17 protein-coding genes are annotated in these 18,241 nt (G+C 66.5%); 10 read left to right on the top strand and 7 right to left on the bottom strand.

Annotated elements, in window-relative coordinates:
• The first annotated feature begins 7 nt into the window (after nt 1–7).
• Together FOB72_RS01690 and FOB72_RS01685 are read left to right on the top strand one after the other, a co-directional pair.
• The gene (locus FOB72_RS01690) at nt 8–1,672 is read left to right on the top strand and encodes an ABC transporter permease (protein ID WP_150370949.1); all 1,665 of its coding nucleotides are present in this window, start codon (nt 8–10) and stop codon (nt 1,670–1,672) included.
• Nucleotides 1,673–1,786: 114 nt separating this feature from the next.
• Complete coding sequence (locus FOB72_RS01685; protein ID WP_223851386.1) at nt 1,787–2,455, top strand: hypothetical protein; 669 nt, start codon at nt 1,787–1,789, stop codon at nt 2,453–2,455.
• 13 nt (nt 2,456–2,468) lie between these two features.
• Here the strand turns inward: FOB72_RS01685 and FOB72_RS01680 are convergent, their stop codons facing one another.
• From FOB72_RS01680 to FOB72_RS01665, 4 genes are all read right to left on the bottom strand, one after another.
• Nucleotides 2,469–3,518 carry a Fe(3+) ABC transporter substrate-binding protein gene (locus FOB72_RS01680; RefSeq protein WP_150370947.1) on the bottom strand — a complete coding sequence of 350 codons (1,050 nt, stop codon included), beginning with the start codon at nt 3,516–3,518 and terminating at the stop codon, nt 2,469–2,471.
• A 77-nt stretch (nt 3,519–3,595) separates the two neighbouring features.
• Nucleotides 3,596–4,018 (bottom strand): hypothetical protein, encoded by a 423-nt coding sequence (locus FOB72_RS01675; RefSeq protein ID WP_150370946.1) that lies wholly within the window; start codon nt 4,016–4,018, stop codon nt 3,596–3,598.
• Between the two features lie 9 nt (nt 4,019–4,027).
• Entirely contained in the window at nt 4,028–4,621 is a 594-nt protein-coding gene (gene lolA, locus FOB72_RS01670) for an outer membrane lipoprotein chaperone LolA (protein ID WP_317889538.1), read from the bottom strand.
• A 176-nt stretch (nt 4,622–4,797) separates the two neighbouring features.
• Nucleotides 4,798–7,149 (bottom strand): DNA translocase FtsK, encoded by a 2,352-nt coding sequence (locus FOB72_RS01665; RefSeq protein WP_150370944.1) that lies wholly within the window; start codon nt 7,147–7,149, stop codon nt 4,798–4,800.
• A gap of 179 nt (nt 7,150–7,328) precedes the next feature.
• Between FOB72_RS01665 and trxB the strand changes: the two genes are divergently transcribed.
• The 3 genes from trxB (at nt 7,329) to FOB72_RS01650 (ending at nt 9,699) form a co-directional block, all read left to right on the top strand.
• A complete protein-coding gene (gene trxB, locus FOB72_RS01660) occupies nt 7,329–8,276 on the top strand; it encodes a thioredoxin-disulfide reductase (RefSeq protein WP_150370943.1) in 948 nt (315 codons plus the stop codon).
• 101 nt (nt 8,277–8,377) lie between these two features.
• Nucleotides 8,378–9,052, top strand: a complete 675-nt coding sequence (locus FOB72_RS01655; RefSeq protein WP_150370942.1) for a Smr/MutS family protein — start codon at nt 8,378–8,380, stop codon at nt 9,050–9,052.
• Entirely contained in the window at nt 9,052–9,699 is a 648-nt protein-coding gene (locus tag FOB72_RS01650) for a trimeric intracellular cation channel family protein (protein ID WP_150370941.1), read from the top strand. Before FOB72_RS01655 ends, FOB72_RS01650 begins: the two co-directional genes overlap by 1 nt.
• Before the next feature lie 66 nt (nt 9,700–9,765).
• Here FOB72_RS01650 and glnK read toward each other — a convergent pair whose 3' ends face one another.
• The gene (gene glnK / locus FOB72_RS01645) at nt 9,766–10,104 is read right to left on the bottom strand and encodes a P-II family nitrogen regulator (RefSeq protein WP_061957551.1); all 339 of its coding nucleotides are present in this window, start codon (nt 10,102–10,104) and stop codon (nt 9,766–9,768) included.
• A 147-nt stretch (nt 10,105–10,251) separates the two neighbouring features.
• Nucleotides 10,252–12,318, bottom strand: coding sequence for an NAD(+) synthase (locus FOB72_RS01640; protein ID WP_150370940.1), 2,067 nt, complete (start codon nt 12,316–12,318; stop codon nt 10,252–10,254).
• A 150-nt stretch (nt 12,319–12,468) separates the two neighbouring features.
• On the opposite strand from FOB72_RS01640, the gene FOB72_RS01635 reads away from it, so the two are divergent.
• On the top strand, nt 12,469–13,647 hold the full coding sequence (locus tag FOB72_RS01635; RefSeq protein ID WP_150373703.1) for a GNAT family N-acetyltransferase: 1,179 nt from the start codon (nt 12,469–12,471) through the stop codon (nt 13,645–13,647).
• Between the two features lie 78 nt (nt 13,648–13,725).
• Here FOB72_RS01635 and ppa read toward each other — a convergent pair whose 3' ends face one another.
• A complete protein-coding gene (ppa, locus tag FOB72_RS01630; RefSeq protein WP_150370939.1) occupies nt 13,726–14,253 on the bottom strand; it encodes an inorganic diphosphatase in 528 nt (175 codons plus the stop codon).
• Between the two features lie 111 nt (nt 14,254–14,364).
• Between ppa and FOB72_RS01625 the strand changes: the two genes are divergently transcribed.
• From FOB72_RS01625 to FOB72_RS01610, 4 genes are all read left to right on the top strand, one after another.
• Nucleotides 14,365–15,801 (top strand): aldehyde dehydrogenase family protein, encoded by a 1,437-nt coding sequence (locus FOB72_RS01625; protein WP_150370938.1) that lies wholly within the window; start codon nt 14,365–14,367, stop codon nt 15,799–15,801.
• The gene (locus FOB72_RS01620) at nt 15,794–16,036 is read left to right on the top strand and encodes a hypothetical protein (RefSeq protein ID WP_150370937.1); all 243 of its coding nucleotides are present in this window, start codon (nt 15,794–15,796) and stop codon (nt 16,034–16,036) included. Before FOB72_RS01625 ends, FOB72_RS01620 begins: the two co-directional genes overlap by 8 nt.
• Before the next feature lie 65 nt (nt 16,037–16,101).
• Entirely contained in the window at nt 16,102–16,860 is a 759-nt protein-coding gene (locus FOB72_RS01615) for an SDR family oxidoreductase (protein WP_150370936.1), read from the top strand.
• A 52-nt stretch (nt 16,861–16,912) separates the two neighbouring features.
• Complete coding sequence (locus tag FOB72_RS01610; RefSeq protein WP_150370935.1) at nt 16,913–18,217, top strand: MFS transporter; 1,305 nt, start codon at nt 16,913–16,915, stop codon at nt 18,215–18,217.
• Nucleotides 18,218–18,241 lie beyond the last annotated feature (24 nt).

Raw genomic sequence — 18,241 nt, 5'->3', positions numbered from 1 at the left:
CTCTCCCATGCTCCTGCTCGACCGCCACCGCCGACGCTTCCTGCCTCCGCCGCTGACCACCGTCGCATGCCTGATGGCGTTGCTGATCGTCATTCCGCTGGGCGTGGTGGCCGCGAGCGTGCTCGCACCGGCCACCGACACATGGCGGCATCTCGTCGAGACGGTGCTGGCCGAGTACATCGGCAATACGCTGGTGCTGCTGGCCGGCGTCATGGCGGGCGTGCTGCTGATCGGCGTCCCCACGGCCTGGCTGACCGCGATGTGCCGCTTTCCGGGACGCGGCCTGATGGAGTGGGCGCTGGTACTGCCGCTCGCGATGCCCGCCTATGTCATCGCGTACGCCTATACCGACGCGCTCCAGTTCGCGGGGCCCGTACAGACGTGGCTGCGCGAGGTCACCGGCTGGCGCGCGCGCGAATACTGGTTTCCCGATATCCGCTCGATCGGCGGCGCGATCGTGCTGTTCACGCTCGTGCTCTATCCCTACGTCTACCTGACCGCGCGCGCCGCGTTCCTGCAACAGGGTGCCAGCGCGCTCGAGGCCGCGCGCCTGCTCGGCCATGGCCCATGGCGCGTGGCATGGCACGTCACGCTGCCGCTCGCGTGGCCCGGCATTCTCGCGGGCACGGTCCTCGCGCTCATGGAAACGCTCGCGGACTTCGGCACCGTCGCGTACTTCGGCATCCCGACATTCTCGACCGGCATCTTCCGCGCGTGGTTCTCGCTTGGCGACAAGCTGGCCGCCGCGCAGCTGTCGGCCTGCCTGATGCTGTTCGTGATCGGCATTCTCTGGCTCGAACGCATGAACCGCGGCCGCGCGAAGGTTCACGACGATGCGCGTGCCGGCCACCGGCGTCCGCAGGCGCGCACGCTCGCGGGCTGGCATGGCTGGCTCGCGACGGGCGTCTGCGCGCTGCCCGTGCTGCTGGGCTTTCTGATCCCCGCGCTGATGCTGTGCCGCATGGCGTTCGCCGAGGGAGACGCACAGTTCGGTCCGCGCTTTATCGCGCTCGTGCGCAACAGCTTTACGCTCGCAAGCGTGACGGCCGCGGCCGCGGTGCTCGTGGCACTGGCCATCGGCTACGCGGGACGCGGCGCGCCCGGCGGACTGCGCGCGCGCTTCGTGCGCATGCTTACGCGGCTTTGCGGCATGGGCTACGCGCTGCCGGGATCCGTGATCGCCGTGGGCGTGCTCGTGCCCGTGGCGCGCCTCGACAACGCGCTGGCCGACTGGCTGCAGCGGCATCTCGACCTGTCGGTCGGCCTGCTGCTGACGGGCGGCATGACCGCGCTCGTCTACGCGTACCTCGTGCGATTCCTGGGCGTGGCGCTGCAGTCGGTCAATGCGGGACTGGCGCGCATCACGCCGGCCATGGACAGCGCGGCGCGCAGCCTCGGACACGGCCCGGCCGCGACGCTGCGGCGCGTCCATGCGCCGATGCTGCGCGGCAGCCTGCTCACCGCCGCGCTGATCGTGTTCGTCGACGTCATGAAGGAATTGCCCGCGACGTTCGTGATGCGGCCGTTCAATTTCGACACGCTGGCCGTGCAGGCGTACAACCTCGCCGCCGACGAGCGGCTGGCCGAGGCGGCCACCGCTTCCCTCGTCATCGTCGCGGTGGGCATCCTCCCTGTGATCCTGCTGTCACGCGCGATCAGGGTAAACACTTAGCTAAAGTTTCCCCGGCAGATGCCGACAACCGCCAATGGCCCCTGTCTTCACGCGCGGCCACGAGCAGGTATTTTTCGGCTATTCCGTTCGAGGGTATTTATGCTGCGTTACCGCATGTTGTTGTTCAAGACTTCCAGGCTGGCGGCGAAGAACAAGCTGAGCAATGTGGAGGAGATTTCGCTGGCCGGCCAGTTCGCCGAGCTGATGGAGTCGCAGGACGACGCGGACCGGGTCATCGCGGATCTGATCGACAGCGACAACCCGCAGATGCGCCGTATCGGCCTGCATGCGATTCGCCGCGGACGCCGTTTCGGCGGCCGCATGCTCATGCCGGCGCTGCTGCGGCGCCTGCAGGACGTCGAGGGCTGGCTGCGCCACGATGCCGTGTGGATCGTGCAGGAAGCCGCGCTCGATGGCGGCGAACTGCGTGCGGCGCTGCGTCGCGTGGCCGGCAACGTGCGCCTGCCGCAGGATGCCGTGCGCGCGCGTGCGAACCCCGGCGATGCGATGCTCCAGGCCGCCGTGCGCGCGCGGCAGGCGCTCGACGTGCTGATCGCGAAGTCGGCCGCGGAAACCAATGCCGCGCTCGCCGCGGGCGGCGGGCTCGCGGGCGCCACCGACGGCAAGCCCTATGAGCAGGGCTCGGTCGGCCATATCGGCGCCGTCCATCGCCAGCTGCAGAAACGCATGGCCAAGCGCAAGCTCACGAGCAGCACGCGCCTGAAATTCCGCAAGGTCGAGACCCAGTACCCGCCCAACGACAATCGCCGCTTCCTGCTCTGAGCGGGATGCTGGATTAGCGGTAGCCGGCCTTGTCGACGAGCTTCTGCGCTTCCGGCTGGTACTTGCCGAGTTCGGCGACGCCGATCCTGTCGGCCTTGAACGTGCCGAGCGACTCGAGCGCCGGGTTCGCGATCTTCACGCTCGGCACCACGGGCCACTCGTTGTTGCCATCGGCGAAGTAAGCCTGTGCTTCGTCGCTGGCCAGGTACTCGAGGAACTTCACGGCGGCTTCCTTGTTCGGCGCATGCTTGAGCATGCCGCCGCCGGAAATATTCATGTGCACGCCCTGGCTCGACTGGTTCGGCCACACCACGCCGAGCTTTTCGGAGACGGCCTTGTCTTCGGGCTTCGTCGATTTGAGCAGGCGTGCGATGTAGTACGTGTTGGAGATCGCGACATCGCACTCGCCGGCCGCAACGGCCTTGAGCTGATCGGTATCGCCACCCTTGGGCGCGCGCGCGAGGTTGCCCGCGACGCCACGCGCCCACGCTTCGGTCTTCGCCTCGCCATCGTGCGCGATCAGGCTCGATACCAGCGACAGGTTATAGACATGGCCGCTCGACCGCGTGCACACCTTGCCCTTCCATTTCGGATCGGCAAGGTCCTCATAGCGCGTGATATCGCCAGGCTTCACGGCGGTCTTGTTGTACGCGATGACGCGCGCGCGGGCCGAGAAACCGAACCATTCGCCGGCGGGGTCGCGATAGTTGGCGGGAATGCGGGACTCCAGCACCTTCGATTTCACGGGGGCGAAGACGCCGGCCTGCTGCGCGCGCCAGAGCCGTCCGATATCGACGGTGATGAACACGTCGGCGGGACTGTTGGCGCCTTCGTTGCGGATGCGCTCGAGCAGCGGATCTTCCTGGCCCTCGATGCGGTTGATCTTGATGCCGGTCTGTCGCGTGAAGTTGTTGTACAGCGACTCGTCGGTCTGATAGTGGCGCGCGGTGTACAGATTGAGCACCTTTTCCTGAGCGACTGCCTGTGCAGGCAGGCCCATGGAAATACTCAGCAACGCGGCCGCCGCGGCCACCCCAGCCGCGCCTCCCCCTAGCTTCCTCATCGTCTTCTCCGTGAGCGGATGTCAGCCGATGACGATAATCATTCGCATCAGGGGGGTCAAATTACAAATTTGTCATGTCAGCCCCTGGCGCGCTCGGCCAGCGTCTTCATCGCATCGGCCGGCAGCGGACCATGGCAGCTGCGCTCGCCCCCCGTTTCACTGACGATCAGCCACACCTTGTCGGGCGTGCCGGCCGGATGCAGCAGCCACGCGGGGCGCAGGCCCGTGGGCGGCAGGTCCTCGAGCGCGCCGCTGGTCGGCGATTGCAGCAGCGTCGCGCACTCGGTCGTGGAGACACGCGTGGCCTTGAGGAAGTCGGCATTGCCGATGACCTCGGGCAGCGCGGTGTCCGAACCGCGCAGAAAGGCGTCGACGTCGAAATGACGGCTGCTGCCGGGCGCGGCGCAGCCCGACATCAGCGTGGCGGCACCGAGCGCGGCCAGCGTCGCCGCCGTGCTCAGCGAGACAAAGGGCAGGTAACGAATGGAGGCGTGGGACATCGATCGACCTTATTGCTTCATGACATCGGCGCCCTTCGGCACCGCGAACCGGAACGTGTCCGCCGGCAGCGAAGGATTCTTCTGGATATTCGTGAACGTGAGCAGCGTGGTATTGCCGAACGCGTCGCGCAGTTCCATGGCCTCCAGATTACCCCCCTTGAAACCGATGCCGATGCGTTCGAACTGCGTGTCCTTCGACTTCGGCGTCAGCTCGAGCCACTCGATACCGTCGCGCGTCGGGCCATTGGCGACATTGAAGTTCTTCTCGAAGTCGTTGCTGCCGAACAGGATCGCCGCGGGGCTCGAACCCAGCGCGCCATCGAGCTTGCGCTCGGTCACCTGGTTCAGGTCCTTGTCGTAGATGTACAGCGTCTGGCCGTCGGCCTGCAGCAGCTGGTCGTAGGGCTTGGTATAGCGCCAGACGAACTTGCCGGGCCGCGCGAACGTGAAGGTCCCGCTCGACTGGCCGGCCACCTTGAGGATATCGCCCTGCCCCTTGACCTGCTTCTGCGTGAATTCGCCGCGCGCGCTCTTCACGCTCGACACGAAGCTCTGCAGCTGGTCGGTGGCGGCAGCATGGGCGGCAGGCGTCATGACCAGCATGGTCGTCACTGCCGCGACGGTGGACGCAAAAACGCGAAATCGCATGAGTCTATTTCCTTTCCCTGGGGTCTGTCCGGTCTGTCCGGTCTGTCCGGTGTCTGTCCGATTAGAGCGCGGCGCGGCCGGGGGATTCCCGGCCAGCCTGTGACGGACGTAACAGCGCGTTAGCCGGCCGACTACTCGTCGTCGCGGGCGCCGGCACCCGCACCGGCGGCACCGCCCTGTACGAGGATGTCGCGATTGCCGTTGCCCGACATCGCCGAGACCAGCCCGGCCTTTTCCATGTCTTCCAGCAGCCGCGCGGCGCGGTTGTAGCCGATGCGCAGGTGCCGCTGTACGAGCGAGATGGACGCGCGGCGGTTCTTGATCACGACCTCGACGGCCTGGTCGTAGAGCGGATCGGCCTCGGCACCGCCACCACCGATACCGGCGCCGCCGCCCAGGCTGTCGCCGGCGCCATCGCCATCGACGAGCCCGCCCTCGAGAATGCCCTCGATATAGTTGGGCTCGCCCGCTTCCTTGAGCTTGTCCACCACGCGGTGCACTTCATCGTCGGAGACGAACGCGCCATGGACGCGGATCGGCAGGCCCGTGCCCGGCGCGAGGTACAGCATGTCACCCATGCCCAGCAGCGCTTCCGCGCCCTGCTGGTCGAGGATCGTGCGCGAGTCGATCTTGCTGCTGACCTGGAACGCGATACGCGTGGGCACGTTGGCCTTGATCAGCCCCGTGATCACGTCCACCGACGGCCGCTGCGTGGCCAGCACGAGGTGCAGGCCCGCGGCGCGTGCCTTCTGCGCGATACGCGCGATCAGTTCCTCGACCTTCTTGCCGACGACCATCATCAGGTCGGCCAGCTCGTCGATGACGATCACGATCATCGGCAGCTTCTCGAGCGGCTCCGGCGCGTCCGGCGTCAGGCTGAACGGATTCGGAATCTTCTCTTCCTTCGCGGCCGCTTCCTCGATCTTCTTGTTGTAGCCGGCGAGGTTGCGCACGCCGAGCTTGCTCATGAGCTTGTAGCGGCGCTCCATCTCGCCGACGGCCCAGTTCAGCGCGTTGCCGGCCTGGCGCATGTCGGTGACCACGGGGCACAGCAGATGCGGAATGCCTTCGTAGACGCTCATTTCGAGCATCTTCGGGTCGATCAGGATCAGCCGCACGCTCTCGGCCTTGGCCTTGTAGAGCAGCGACAGGATCATCGCGTTGATCCCCACCGACTTGCCCGAGCCCGTCGTGCCGGCCACCATGCAGTGCGGCATCCTGGCCAGGTCGGCCACCATCGGCTTGCCGGCGATGTCCTTGCCGAGCGCCATCGTCAGCGCCGACGCGCTCTCGTTGTACACCTGCGAGCCGAGGATCTCCGACAGACGCACGGTCTGCCTCTTGGGATTCGGCAGCTCCAGCCCCATGTAGTTCTTGCCCGGAATCGTCTCCACGACCCGGATCGAGACCAGCGACAGCGAGCGCGCGAGATCGCGCGCGAGGTTCACCACCTGGCTGCCCTTGACGCCCGTGGCCGGCTCGATCTCGTAACGCGTGATGACGGGGCCCGGGTAGGCGGCCACGACCTTGACCTCGACGCCGAAGTCCTTGAGCTTCTTCTCGATCAGGCGCGACGTGAACTCGAGCGTTTCCGCGCTGACGGTTTCCTGATGCGCGGGAATCGGATCGAGCAGCGACAGCGGCGGCAGGTCGGAGTCCTGGATGTCGGCGAACAGCGGCTGCTGCTTTTCGCGCTCCACGCGCTCGTGCTTGGGCACGGCCTGCGGGCGCACGATCTGCACGGGCGTGGCTTCCTCGATGCGCACGCGCTGGACCTCGACGGTCTCGGTGCGCTCGACCTTGGCGGCCTCGCCGATGATGCGGTCCTGCTTGCTTTCGCGGCGCGCCTTGAAGCCGAGGAACAGCGACTCGACGAACCCGCCGACGTGTTCGGCCACGGAGAGCCACGAGAAATGGAAGAACAGCGACAGACCGATCGCGAACATCGTCAGCAGCAGCAGCGTCGCGCCGGAGAAGCCGAGCGCGATCTGCAGCCAGCCGCCGAGCAGGTCGCCGAGCACGCCGCCCGGCGCGCGCGGCAGCGCCGCGCGCAGCGGATACATGCGGATGGCCTCGAGGCCCATGCTCGATACCAGCGTGAGCGTGAAGCCGATCCAGCTGACCGCGGCGCTGCCCTCGCCGGCATCGGCGTGCGCGCGTTCGGGGAGTTCGGCCGTCAGCGTGCGCCAGCCGCGCCAGCAGCGGCGCAGAAGCAGCACGCTCCACCAGTAGGCGGAGAAGCCGAAGATGAAGAACAGCACATCGGCCAGCCAGGCGCCGACGCGGCCGCCGAGATTGTGGATATCGGCCACCTGGTTGGCGTGGGACCAGCCGGGGTCCGCCTTGCTGTAGCTGGCCAGCACGCAGAGGAAACCCAGCGTGACGGCTAGCAGCAGGAACCAGCGTACTTCGCCGAGCAGCTTGCCGATGCGGGAAGGCAGCGCGGACGGGTCGGTACGGGTTGTCGTGGTAGCTCGGGCCATGCAGGAGACGGAGTGCCGAATGTGGACGATGGCGGCCATTTTACCCTCGCCGGCGGCTATCGCCCCCATTGGAATTTGCAACAGTGAGCAAATGCCGCACCACTTATAATGGCGGCTTCGAATTCAAGCCGGCGTGAGGCTTCCACAGCGAGGAAGCCGCGCCAGTAAAGGAACGCATCATGTCCAAACACGCAAAAGTGCTGATTCTCGGCTCCGGGCCCGCGGGTTACACCGCCGCCGTCTACGCGGCGCGCGCCAACCTGAACCCGGTTCTCGTCACCGGCCTGGCCCAGGGCGGCCAGCTGATGACCACCACCGACGTGGAAAACTGGCCCGCCGACGCCAACGGCGTGCAGGGCCCGGAACTGATGCAGCGCTTCCTGGAGCACGCCGAGCGCTTCAACACGGAAATCATCTTCGATCACATTCACACGGCCAAGCTGACCGAACGCCCGATCCGGCTGATCGGCGACGCGGGCGAATACACGTGCGATGCCCTGATCATCGCCACCGGCGCTTCGGCCCAGTACCTGGGCCTGCCCTCGGAAGAGTCGTTCATGGGCCGCGGCGTATCCGCCTGCGCGACCTGCGACGGCTTCTTCTACAAGAACCAGGAAGTCGCGGTCGTCGGCGGCGGCAATACCGCGGTCGAGGAAGCGCTGTACCTGTCGCACATCGCGAGCAAGGTCACCGTGATCCATCGCCGCGACGATTTCCGCGCGGAACCGATCCTGCGCGACCGCCTGCTGCAACGCGCGCAGGAAGGCCGCGTCGAGATCCGCTTCGACAGCGTGCTGGACGAAGTGACCGGTGACGATTCGGGCGTGACGGGCGTGAACATCCGCAACGTCAAGACCGGCGACGTCGAGGCGAAGCAGCTCGCGGGCGTGTTCATCGCGATCGGCCACAAGCCGAACACCGATCTGTTCACGGGCCAGCTCGAGATGAACAACGGCTATATCGTGACCAAGAGCGGCCTGAACGGCGACGCCACCGCGACCAGCATCCCGGGTGTGTTCGCGGCCGGCGACGTGCAGGACCAGATCTACCGTCAGGCGATCACCAGCGCGGCCACGGGCTGCATGGCCGCGCTCGACGCGCAGCGCTACGTCGAAGCGCTGAAGTAATCGCAGGCGTCAGCCGCGCCGCCGCCGCGCCCCTCCCCACGGGTGGGGCCGGGGCGGCGGGCGATGGCTATAATCGGCGTCGTGCTTACGGAGAAGTTTCCATGTCGCAAGGCGCCCCCAAATCCAACCGCCCTTCCGGACAACGCCTTGGCCTTGGCGATCTCGCCAGCCTGCGCGACGGTCTGAAGGCCGATGCCGAACGGCGCGAGGCCGAGCGCATTGCCGCCGAGGCGGCCGCGCAGCGCGCGCACGAGGAAGCCAACGTCTTCCGCAGCAGCATCGGCGGCGTCAATCAGCTGCGCGATCGCAATCGCGTGAGCCATCCCCCGCAACATCCCGCACCAGTTCCGGTGCAAAGCCAGCTGAACGACCAGGCCGTGCTCGAGGCCTCGTTATCGGACGAGTTCGATATCGAGAATCTGCTCGACACCGAGGAGATGTCGTTCCGCCGTCCCGGCATCGGGCTCGACGTCATCCGCAAGCTGCGCCGCGGCGAATGGGTGCCGCAGGACAAGATCGACCTGCACGGCCTGCGCCGCGAGGAAGCGCGCGAGGCGCTGGCCGAGTTCCTGCGCCGGTCCGTGCGTAACGGCGTGCGCTGCGTGCGCGTGATCCACGGCAAGGGCAATGGCTCGCCCGACAAGCTGCCGGTGCTCAAGGGCAAGGTGCGCAGCTGGCTCGTGCAGAAAGAAGAGGTCATCGCCTTCGTGCAGGCCCGCGAGACGCAGGGCGGCGCCGGCGCCGTGATGGTATTGCTGCGTCAGCCTCGCACTTGATGCATTTGCATCTGCCCTTCGACCTGCTGATGGGGCGCCTGCCCCTGATCCTCCACGTGATGGAGGTCATCGGCGTGCTCGCGTTCGCCATCTCCGGCGTGGTCGATGCGCGCAAGCAGCGGCTCGATGCCGTCGGCACGTTTATCGTTGCCTTCGCCACCGCATTCGGCGGCGGCACCGTGCGCGACGTGCTGCTGGACCGCCGGCCGTTCTACTGGGTCGAGCACGAGTACTACGTGATGCTGATCTTCGCGATGTCGATCGGCGCGGCCATCGTCTTTCGTGTGGTGAGCTCCGTGGCATCCGACCGCGCGATGCTCGTGGCCGATGCGATCGGCCTCGGCCTGTTTTCCGTCACGGGCACGTCGCTCGCGCTGGTTGCGCAGATGACGCCGACCGTTGCCGTCATGATGGGCATCATCTCCGCGGTGTTCGGCGGCGTGGTGCGCGACGTGCTGTGCAACGAGGTGCCGATGATCCTGCGCGACCGGTCGCCGTATGCCACCTGTTCATTCGTCGGCTGCTGGGTCTATGTGGGACTGACGTGGCTGCGCGCCGATCAGGAGGTGGCACTACTGGCGGGGTCGCTCGTCACCATGACGATGCGGCTGGTGTCCGTGCAGTTCGGATGGAAACTGCCGAGCTGAGTACGCAAGACGCGCAGACATAAAAAAAACCGGCCGGGGCCGGTTTTTTTTGCGGGGTCCGAGGACTCAGACCGCGGCTTCGTCCTGCTCGCCCGTGCGGATACGAATCACGCGCTCGATCTCGGTGACGAAGATCTTGCCGTCGCCGATCTTGCCCGTGTGCGCGGCCTTGACGATCGAATCGAGCACGGTGTCGAGCTGGTTCTCGGCCACCACGACCTCGATCTTGATCTTGGGCAGGAAGTCCACGACATACTCGGCGCCGCGGTACAGCTCGGTATGCCCCTTCTGGCGGCCGAAGCCCTTTACCTCGGTGACCGTCAGACCGGTCACGCCCACATCGGCCAGCGCCTCGCGCACTTCGTCGAGCTTGAACGGTTTGATGATCGCGGTAATCTGCTTCATGTCTGGCCCCTGCGTTTTGTCGTCAAAGATGCCCGATTTTAACGCGAAACGATTCTGACGGATCGGGCGCGGCGCCAGCGGCACCTCGAAAAAAGCGTGCGCTGGCCCACCTTGGGCGGTTTCACCCCCCTTGCCCCGCCCTTTCCATCAGTCCGGAATCCGCGCCAGATCCCGCATCCACACCACCGATTCGGCGTCGCTGGGCGCGCGCCAGTCGCCGCGCGGCGACAGCGATCCGCCCGAGCCCACTTTCGGTGCATTCGGAATACAGGAGCGTTTGAACTGGCTCGTGCGGAAGAAACGATCGACGAAGATCGCGAGGATGCGCTTGATTTCGGCGAGTTCGTACGCGTTGCGCGCGACTTCCGGGCCATTCGGCCAGACGCCGCGCTCGCGGTCGCCCCATGCGGACTGCGCCAGGAATGCGACCTTCGACGGCGAAAAACCGAAGCGCAGCGTGTAATAGAGGTTGAAGTCCTGCAGTTCGTACGGCCCGATGATCTGCTCGGTCTTCTGGCCCGGGGCCTTGTCTGCCTCGCCGCCCTGCTTCGCGCCCGCGGGCACGAGTTCGGGGCTGATATCGGTATCGAGCACGGCAAGCAGCACGTCCTTGCCCTCCTCCACGACCTGTCCGGTGTCCGCGACCCAGCGCACGAGGTGGCTGATCAGCGTTTTCGGGACGCTCGCGTTGACGCTGTAGTGCGACATATGATCGCCCACGCCGTAGGTACACCAGCCGAGCGCGAGCTCGCTGAGGTCGCCGGTGCCGATCACGATCCCGCCGTGATGGTTGGCCAGCCGGAACAGATGGTTGGTGCGCTCGCCGGCCTGCACGTTCTCGAACGTGACGTCGTACACGGGCTCCCCGCGCGAGTACGGGTGATCGAGGTCCTTCAGCATCGCCATGCAGCTCGGGCGGATATCGATCTCGCTTGCGGTGCAGCCCACGCGCGCCATCAGTTCGCGCGCCTGCTTCAGCGTCCGGTCGCTCGTGGCAAAGCCCGGCATCGTGTACGCGAGGATATTCGAACGCGGCAGGCCCAGCCGGTCCATCGCCTTCGCGCAGACCAGCAGCGCATGCGTGGAATCGAGCCCGCCCGATACGCCGATGACCACCTTCGACAGCTTGCTGGACGAAAGCCGCTGCACGAGCGCCTGGACCTGGATGTTGTAGACCTCCATGCAGCGCTCGTCGCGCTGGCGCGGGTCCGCGGGCACGTACGGGAAGCGCGCGACATGGCGCGCGAGCGGCAGCGCCTCGGTCGTGGGCACGTCCACGCGGAACGACACGACCTCGAAGCGCGCCACTTCCTCGCGATGGCGGCGCACCGAATGGCCGAACGTCACCTGGTGCATGCGTTCGCGCGACAACCGTTCGACATCGACATCGGCGCACAGCAGATGCGACTTGTCGGAAAAGCGCTCGGACTCGCCGAGCAGTTCGCCGTTTTCGTAGATCAGGGCCTGGCCATCCCATGCGAGGTCGGTCGTCGATTCGCCCTTGCCCGCGGACGTGTACAGATAGGCCGCGAGGCAGCGCGCGGACTGCTGCGACACGAGCTGATGCCGGTAGCCGGCCTTGCCGATGACGATATTCGACGCGGACAGGTTCACGAGCACGGTGGCACCGGCCAGCGCCGCGAACGACGACGGCGGCACGGGTACCCACACGTCCTCGCAGATCTCCACGTGGAAACGGAAGAACGGAATGTTTTCCACCTCGAACAGCAGCCCCGCGCCGAACGGCACCGTCGCGCCGAGCAGCGAGATGCGCGAGACGGTCGCGTTGTCGGCCGCACTGAACTGGCGCGCCTCGTAGAACTCCCAGTAATTGGGCAGATAGCTCTTGGGCACCACGCCGCGGATCGCGCCGCCCGCCACGACCACCGCGCAGTTGAACAGCTGGTGCTCGACCAGCAGCGGCATGCCGACGACGATGGCCGGCGCCATGGTCGCCGACGCCTCGACGATCTGCTGCAGCGCCAGTTCGCATTCGCGCAGCAGCGCGCGCTGGTGGAACAGGTCGTCGCAGGTGTAGGCCGACAGGCCCAGTTCGGGAAACGCGACGAGTGCGGCGCCATTGGCCGCGGCCTCGCGCGCGAGCGCGATGGTCTGTTCGGCGTTGAACGCGGGATCGGCCACGCGGCACTCGGGCACGCCCACCGCCACGCGCGCAAAGCCGTGGGAATACAGGTTGAAGAACGGATGCGTCATGGTTGCCTTTTGTGGCTCGATGGTCTGGCTTGCGCCGTGCATAGTCGCATTCTACGTCGCGTGGGCGTCGGCGGCCCGAGTGCGGCCAACATCGGTGGGGCAAATCCGGTAGACTCGTCCGGCGCCGCCGTCGCGGCAGTTCATGACATGATGTCCGATTCCCGCTTTGCCGATTTCCGTACCGAGATTGTCGAGGACCTGAGCCGCATCGCGCCCGCGCAATGGGACGCGCTGCTCGCGGCCCAGCCGGAACCCACGCCGTTCCTGCGCCATGCCTTTCTCCATGCACTGCATGCGAGCGGCAGCGCGACCGACGAGACGGGCTGGTCGCCACGCTACCTGACGCTCTGGGCCGGCGACGGTGCCGACGCGCGCCTGGCCGCCGCGATGCCGCTCTACGCCAAGGCGCACTCCTACGGCGAATACGTGTTCGACTGGGCCTGGGCCGACGCCTATCAGCGCCACGGCGTCGAGTATTACCCGAAATGGCTGTCCGCGATTCCGTTCACCCCGGTACGCGGGGCGCGGCTGCTGGCCGAGAGCGCCGAGGCGCGCGCATGGCTCGTGCGCGTGGCGCTGGCCCTGGCCGAGGAATCGGGCATGTCCTCGCTGCACGTGCTCTACCCCTCCGCCGAGGAGGAGCCGCTGCTGCAGGAAGCCGGCATGATGATGCGGCACGGCGTGCAGTTCCACTGGACCAACGCCGGCTACGCGAATTTCGAGGCGTTCCTCGCGACGCTGTCGCAGAAGAAGCGCAAGAACATCCGGGCCGAGCGGCGGCGCGTGGCCGAGGCCGGCATCACGTTCCGCTGGCTGCGCGGGGCGGAGATCGACGATGACGCCTGGAAGCTGTTCAACCGGTGCTACCGGCAGACCTATCGCGAGCACCATTCCACGCCCTATCTGAATCTCGACTTCTTCCGCCGTATCGGGGCGGAAATGCCCGAGAACCTGCTGCTGGTCGTGGCCGAGCGCGAGGGCCGGCCGATTGCGACGTCGCTGGTGGTCTATGACGCCGATCCGGCAGTCAGCACGCTGTATGGCCGCTACTGGGGGGCGCTCGAGCACCATCCCTGCCTGCATTTCGAGACCGCGTACTACCAGCCGCTGGAGTTCTGCATTGCCGAGGGGATCGGCACGTTCGAGGGCGGCGCGCAGGGCGAGCACAAGATGGCGCGCGGGTTCCTGCCCGTGGCGACGCGGTCGGCGCACTGGCTGGCGCATCCGTCCTTCGCCGATGCCGTGGAGCGGTTTCTGGAGCGGGAGCGCGAGGGGATGAGCGCCTATCTGGACGAGCTCGACGACCGGAATCCGTTCGCCAGGCGCTGAGGCATAAAAAAACCGCCATCGCTGGCGGTTTTGTCCTGCGGCCCGGGATCCGGGCGCGTGCGGCTGACTGGGTGCGGCTTACTTCTTGTAGTTCGCCACGCCGTCCGCGATTTCCTTGTGGGCTTCCTCGATGCCGGCCCAGCCGTCCACCTTGACCCACTTGCCCGGCTCGAGTGCCTTGTAGTTCTCGAAGAAGTGCTTGATCTGGTCGAGCAGGTTCTGCGGCACGTCCGAGAGACCCTTCATGAACGCGGTGGCCGGGGACAGCTTGTCCACGGGCACGGCCACCAGCTTGGCGTCCACGCCACCTTCGTCGGTCATCTTCAGCATGCCGAGGGCACGGCAGCGCACCACCGCGCCGGCCAGGATCGGGAACGGCGACAGCACGAGCACGTCCACGGGATCGCCGTCGCCCGACAGCGTCTGCGGGATAAAGCCGTAGTTGGCCGGGTAACGCATGCCGGTGCCGATAAAGCGGTCCACGAACAGCAGGCCGGTTTCCTTGTCGGCCTCGTACTTCACGGGATCGCTTTGGGCGGAGATTTCGATGATGACGTTGAAATCGTTGGGAATGTCCTTGCCCGGGGAGACGAGGTTGAAGCTCATGCGGATTCTCCAGATGGCTGGTGTTGTCGGATGGCGGGCATTATAGCCGGGCCCGCGAATGCGCGATAATGCCGCATTGGCATTCGCTCAATTCATGAGCTGGAGACATTCATGCACGCCCAGCATTTCGTAGCCAACCGTCTGATCGCACCCGACTCCGGGTTGCGGATCAAGGTGTTCGATCCGTCGAGCGGGGAGCCGTTTGCCGAGATCGCGCGCGGGAATGGCACCGATATCAGCGTGGCCGTGCACGCCGCGCGGCGCGCGTATGAGGGTGCCTGGGGGGCGATGGCGCCGGCCGACCGCGTGCGGCTGCTCAATCGCGTGGCGCTGACGCTGATCGCGCACGAGGACGAGCTGGCCGCGCTCGAGGCGCGGGATACCGGCAAGCCGTTGCGCCAGGCGCAGGCCGACGCGCGCGCCGTGGCCCGCTATTTCGAGTTCTACGCCGGTGCCGTGGACAAGCTGCACGGCCAGACGATTCCGTACCAGCCCGGCTATACGGTACTGACCGTGCGCGAGCCGCATGGCGTGACGGGCCATATCATTCCGTGGAATTACCCGCTGCAGATCTTCGGCCGCAGCGTCGGTGCCGCGCTCGCCGCGGGCAATGCCTGCGTGGTGAAGCCCGCCGAGGACGCCTGCCTGTCGCTGCTGCGCGTCGCGGAGCTTGCCGCCGAAGCCGGGCTGCCCGAGGGCGCGCTCAATATCGTGACCGGTTACGGCCATGAAGCCGGTGCGGCGCTCGCGCGCCATCCGGACATCAACCATCTCTCGTTCACGGGCTCGCCCGAGACCGGCAAGCTCGTGGCCCAGCTCGCGGCCGAGCATCACGTGCCCGTCACGCTGGAGCTCGGCGGCAAGTCGCCGCAGATCGTGTTCGCCGACGCGGACCTCGACGCGCTGCTGCCCGTGATCGTCAACGGCATCGTGCAGAACGCGGGCCAGACCTGCTCGGCCGGCAGCCGCCTGCTCGTCGAGCGGCCCGTCTACGACGCGCTGCTCGACCAGCTCGCGGGCGTCTTCGAGTCGCTGCGCGTGGGCCCCTCCGCGCTCGACCTCGAATGCGGCCCGCTGATCAGCCGCAAGCAGCAGCAACGCGTGTGGGACTTCGTGTCCGACGCGCAGCATGCCGGCATCGCCGTGGTCGCGCAGGGACATATCGTCGGCGAAGCGCCGGAGGCCGGCTACTATCAGGTCCCGATGCTGTTCCGCGACGTCCCGCCCACGCACCGCCTGGCGCAGGAAGAAGTCTTCGGCCCGCTGCTCGCGGCCATGCCGTTCGATACCGAGGAAGAAGCGCTCGCGCTGGCCAATGGCACGCCCTACGGCCTCGTCGCGGGCGTATGGACGCGCGACGGCGGCCGCCAGATGCGCCTTGCACGCAAACTTCGCGCGGGCCAGGTCTTCATCAACAACTACGGCGCCGGCGGCGGCGTGGAGCTGCCCTTCGGCGGCGCGGGCCAGTCCGGCTACGGCCGCGAGAAGGGTTTCGAGGCCCTGTACGGATTCACCACACTGAAAACCATCGCCATTCAACATGGGTAACATCAATTTCCTGTCGGTCGCATTTGCCATCTTCTTTTTCTGGATGGCGTGGCACGTGAAGAACAAGCGCGCCACCAACCCGTCCGGCATGCCGCGCCTCCAGGTCTTCAAGCGCAAATGGGGCGAAACCGTGGGCGATCGCGTCCACTGGTGCCTGTACGTCGCGCTGCCGTTCCTGCTCGCGCTGATGATGGTGGCGAACGCGCTGCGCGGACGGGGACCGTTCTCGCACTAAGAGGGGAAACCACCGGCTTCGATCGACGGCGACAGACCGCGGCGGGCCCAACGAGGAGACACCAGATGAGACTTGCCAGCAAGGTCGCCGTCGTCACGGGCGGCGGGTCCGGTTTCGGCGCGGGCATCGCGCAGACCTTCGCGCGCGAGGGCGCGGCGGTGATGGTGGCCGACATGAACCTCGAAGCGGCCGAACGCGTGGCCGCCGCCATTCGCGACGATGGCGGACGCGCGCAGGCCGTGCCTGCCGATGTCTCGCGCGGCACCGACGTCTGCGCCATGCGCGATGCCACGCTCGCGGCATTCGGCGACGTGCATATCGTCGTCAACAACGCGGGCACCACGCATCGCAACAAGCCCATCCTCGAGATCTCGGAAGACGAGTTCGATCGCGTCTACGCGGTCAACGTCAAGAGCATCTACTGGGCCGCGCATCACTTCATTCCCCATTTCCGCAAGCGCGGCGGCGGCGTGTTCGTCAATATCGCCTCGACCGCCGGCATCCGGCCGCGTCCCGGGCTGGTCTGGTACAACGGCAGCAAGGGGGCGGTCATCACCGCCAGCAAGGCCATGGCGGCCGAGCTCGGGCCCGACAATATTCGCGTCAACTGCGTCAATCCGGTCATCGGCGCCACGGCGCTGCTCGAGCAGTTCATGGGCATGCCGGACACGCCCGAGAACCGCGCGAAATTTCTTGCCACGATTCCGATGGGACGCATGTCCACGCCGGCGGACGTGGCGAATGCGTGCCTGTATCTCGCGTCCGACGAGGCGGCTTTCATTACGGGAACGTGCATCGAGGTCGACGGAGGCCGGTGCGTGTAAACCCGTTTTTGTTTTTGCTGTTGGCGGTATCCCTATAACGAGGAGACAAACGATGACCGCGGCTACAGTCGATTCCGGCGTCAATACGACATCCGAAGACGCCATCTACCGCAAGGTGAGCTGGCGGCTGGTTCCCTTCCTGCTGCTCTGCTACGTGGTCGCGTATCTCGACCGCGTCAACGTGGGCTTTGCCAAGCTGCAGATGCTCAACGACCTCAAGTTCAGCGAGACGATCTACGGGCTCGGGGCCGGCATCTTCTTTATCGGCTATTTCCTGTTCGAGGTGCCGAGCAACGTGATCCTGCATCGCGTCGGGGCGCGTATCTGGATCGCGCGGATCATGATCACGTGGGGGCTGATCTCCGCGGCCATGATGTTCGTGACCACGCCGACCATGTTTTACGTGCTGCGCTTTCTGCTTGGCGTGGCCGAGGCCGGCTTCTTCCCCGGCATCATTCTCTACCTGACCTACTGGTATCCGGCCGCCCGGCGCGGGCGCACCACCACCTACTTCATGACCGCGATCGCACTCTCCGGGGTGATCGGCGGACCATTGTCGGGCTGGGTCATGCAGGCGTTCGACGGCCATAACGGCTGGTCCGGCTGGCAGTGGATGTTCCTGATCGAAGGCGTGCCGTCGGTACTCGTGGGACTGTGGGTGCTGGCCTACCTCGACGATCGCATCGGCCATGCGAAGTGGCTCACCGCCGACGAGAAGACCGTGCTCGAGCGCAATATCGCGGCCGAGGACCAGCACAAGGAAGATCCGCCGATCGGCCGCGTGCTGTCGAGCCCGCGCGTGTGGCTGATGGCGGCGATCTACTTCAGCTTCGTCATGGGCCTGTACGGCGTGAGCTTCTGGCTGCCGACGATCATCAAGCAGACCGGCGTCAGCAGCGCGCTGCATATCGGGTTGCTGACCGCGATTCCGTACGGCTGCGCGGTAATCGGCATGGTGCTCTTTGCGTCCAGCGCGGACCGGCGTGGCGAACGCCGCTGGCATATCGCGATTCCGGCGCTGATCGGTGCGGTGGGGCTCGTGCTGTCGGTGCACTGGCGGGCCGATACCACCCTGGCGATGGTGGCGCTGACGCTGGCCACGATCGGCATCCTGACCACGCTGCCGCTGTTCTGGAGCCTGCCGACCGCGTTTCTCGCGGGGACCGGCGCCGCGGCGGGAATCGCGCTGATCAACTCGCTGGGGAACCTCGCGGGCTTTATCAGCCCGTATGCGGTGGGATGGCTCAAGGACGCCACGCAGAGTACGGACTCGGGGATGTATCTGCTGGCGGCCTGCATGGTGGTCGGTGCGGCGCTGGCGCTCTCCGTGCCGGCGGCGATGGTCAGCCGCAAATAGAAAAGGGGCCCCGCGGGGCCCCTT

This window comes from Cupriavidus pauculus (assembly GCF_008693385.1).
Classification (GTDB): domain Bacteria; phylum Pseudomonadota; class Gammaproteobacteria; order Burkholderiales; family Burkholderiaceae; genus Cupriavidus; species Cupriavidus pauculus_D.
Note: the sequence above shows the minus strand (reverse complement) of the source record. Positions and strands in the feature narration are given on the sequence as shown.

Coding starts and splice junctions, on each gene's coding strand:
- FOB72_RS01690 (WP_150370949.1), top strand. CDS start 8: ATGCTCCTGCTCGACCGCCACCGCCGACGCTTCCTGCCTCCGCCGCTG.
- FOB72_RS01685 (WP_223851386.1), top strand. CDS start 1,787: ATGTTGTTGTTCAAGACTTCCAGGCTGGCGGCGAAGAACAAGCTGAGC.
- FOB72_RS01680 (WP_150370947.1), bottom strand. CDS start 3,518: ATGAGGAAGCTAGGGGGAGGCGCGGCTGGGGTGGCCGCGGCGGCCGCG.
- FOB72_RS01675 (WP_150370946.1), bottom strand. CDS start 4,018: ATGTCCCACGCCTCCATTCGTTACCTGCCCTTTGTCTCGCTGAGCACG.
- lolA (WP_317889538.1), bottom strand. CDS start 4,621: ATGCTGGTCATGACGCCTGCCGCCCATGCTGCCGCCACCGACCAGCTG.
- FOB72_RS01665 (WP_150370944.1), bottom strand. CDS start 7,149: ATGGCCCGAGCTACCACGACAACCCGTACCGACCCGTCCGCGCTGCCT.
- trxB (WP_150370943.1), top strand. CDS start 7,329: ATGTCCAAACACGCAAAAGTGCTGATTCTCGGCTCCGGGCCCGCGGGT.
- FOB72_RS01655 (WP_150370942.1), top strand. CDS start 8,378: ATGTCGCAAGGCGCCCCCAAATCCAACCGCCCTTCCGGACAACGCCTT.
- FOB72_RS01650 (WP_150370941.1), top strand. CDS start 9,052: ATGCATTTGCATCTGCCCTTCGACCTGCTGATGGGGCGCCTGCCCCTG.
- glnK (WP_061957551.1), bottom strand. CDS start 10,104: ATGAAGCAGATTACCGCGATCATCAAACCGTTCAAGCTCGACGAAGTG.
- FOB72_RS01640 (WP_150370940.1), bottom strand. CDS start 12,318: ATGACGCATCCGTTCTTCAACCTGTATTCCCACGGCTTTGCGCGCGTG.
- FOB72_RS01635 (WP_150373703.1), top strand. CDS start 12,469: ATGTCCGATTCCCGCTTTGCCGATTTCCGTACCGAGATTGTCGAGGAC.
- ppa (WP_150370939.1), bottom strand. CDS start 14,253: ATGAGCTTCAACCTCGTCTCCCCGGGCAAGGACATTCCCAACGATTTC.
- FOB72_RS01625 (WP_150370938.1), top strand. CDS start 14,365: ATGCACGCCCAGCATTTCGTAGCCAACCGTCTGATCGCACCCGACTCC.
- FOB72_RS01620 (WP_150370937.1), top strand. CDS start 15,794: ATGGGTAACATCAATTTCCTGTCGGTCGCATTTGCCATCTTCTTTTTC.
- FOB72_RS01615 (WP_150370936.1), top strand. CDS start 16,102: ATGAGACTTGCCAGCAAGGTCGCCGTCGTCACGGGCGGCGGGTCCGGT.
- FOB72_RS01610 (WP_150370935.1), top strand. CDS start 16,913: ATGACCGCGGCTACAGTCGATTCCGGCGTCAATACGACATCCGAAGAC.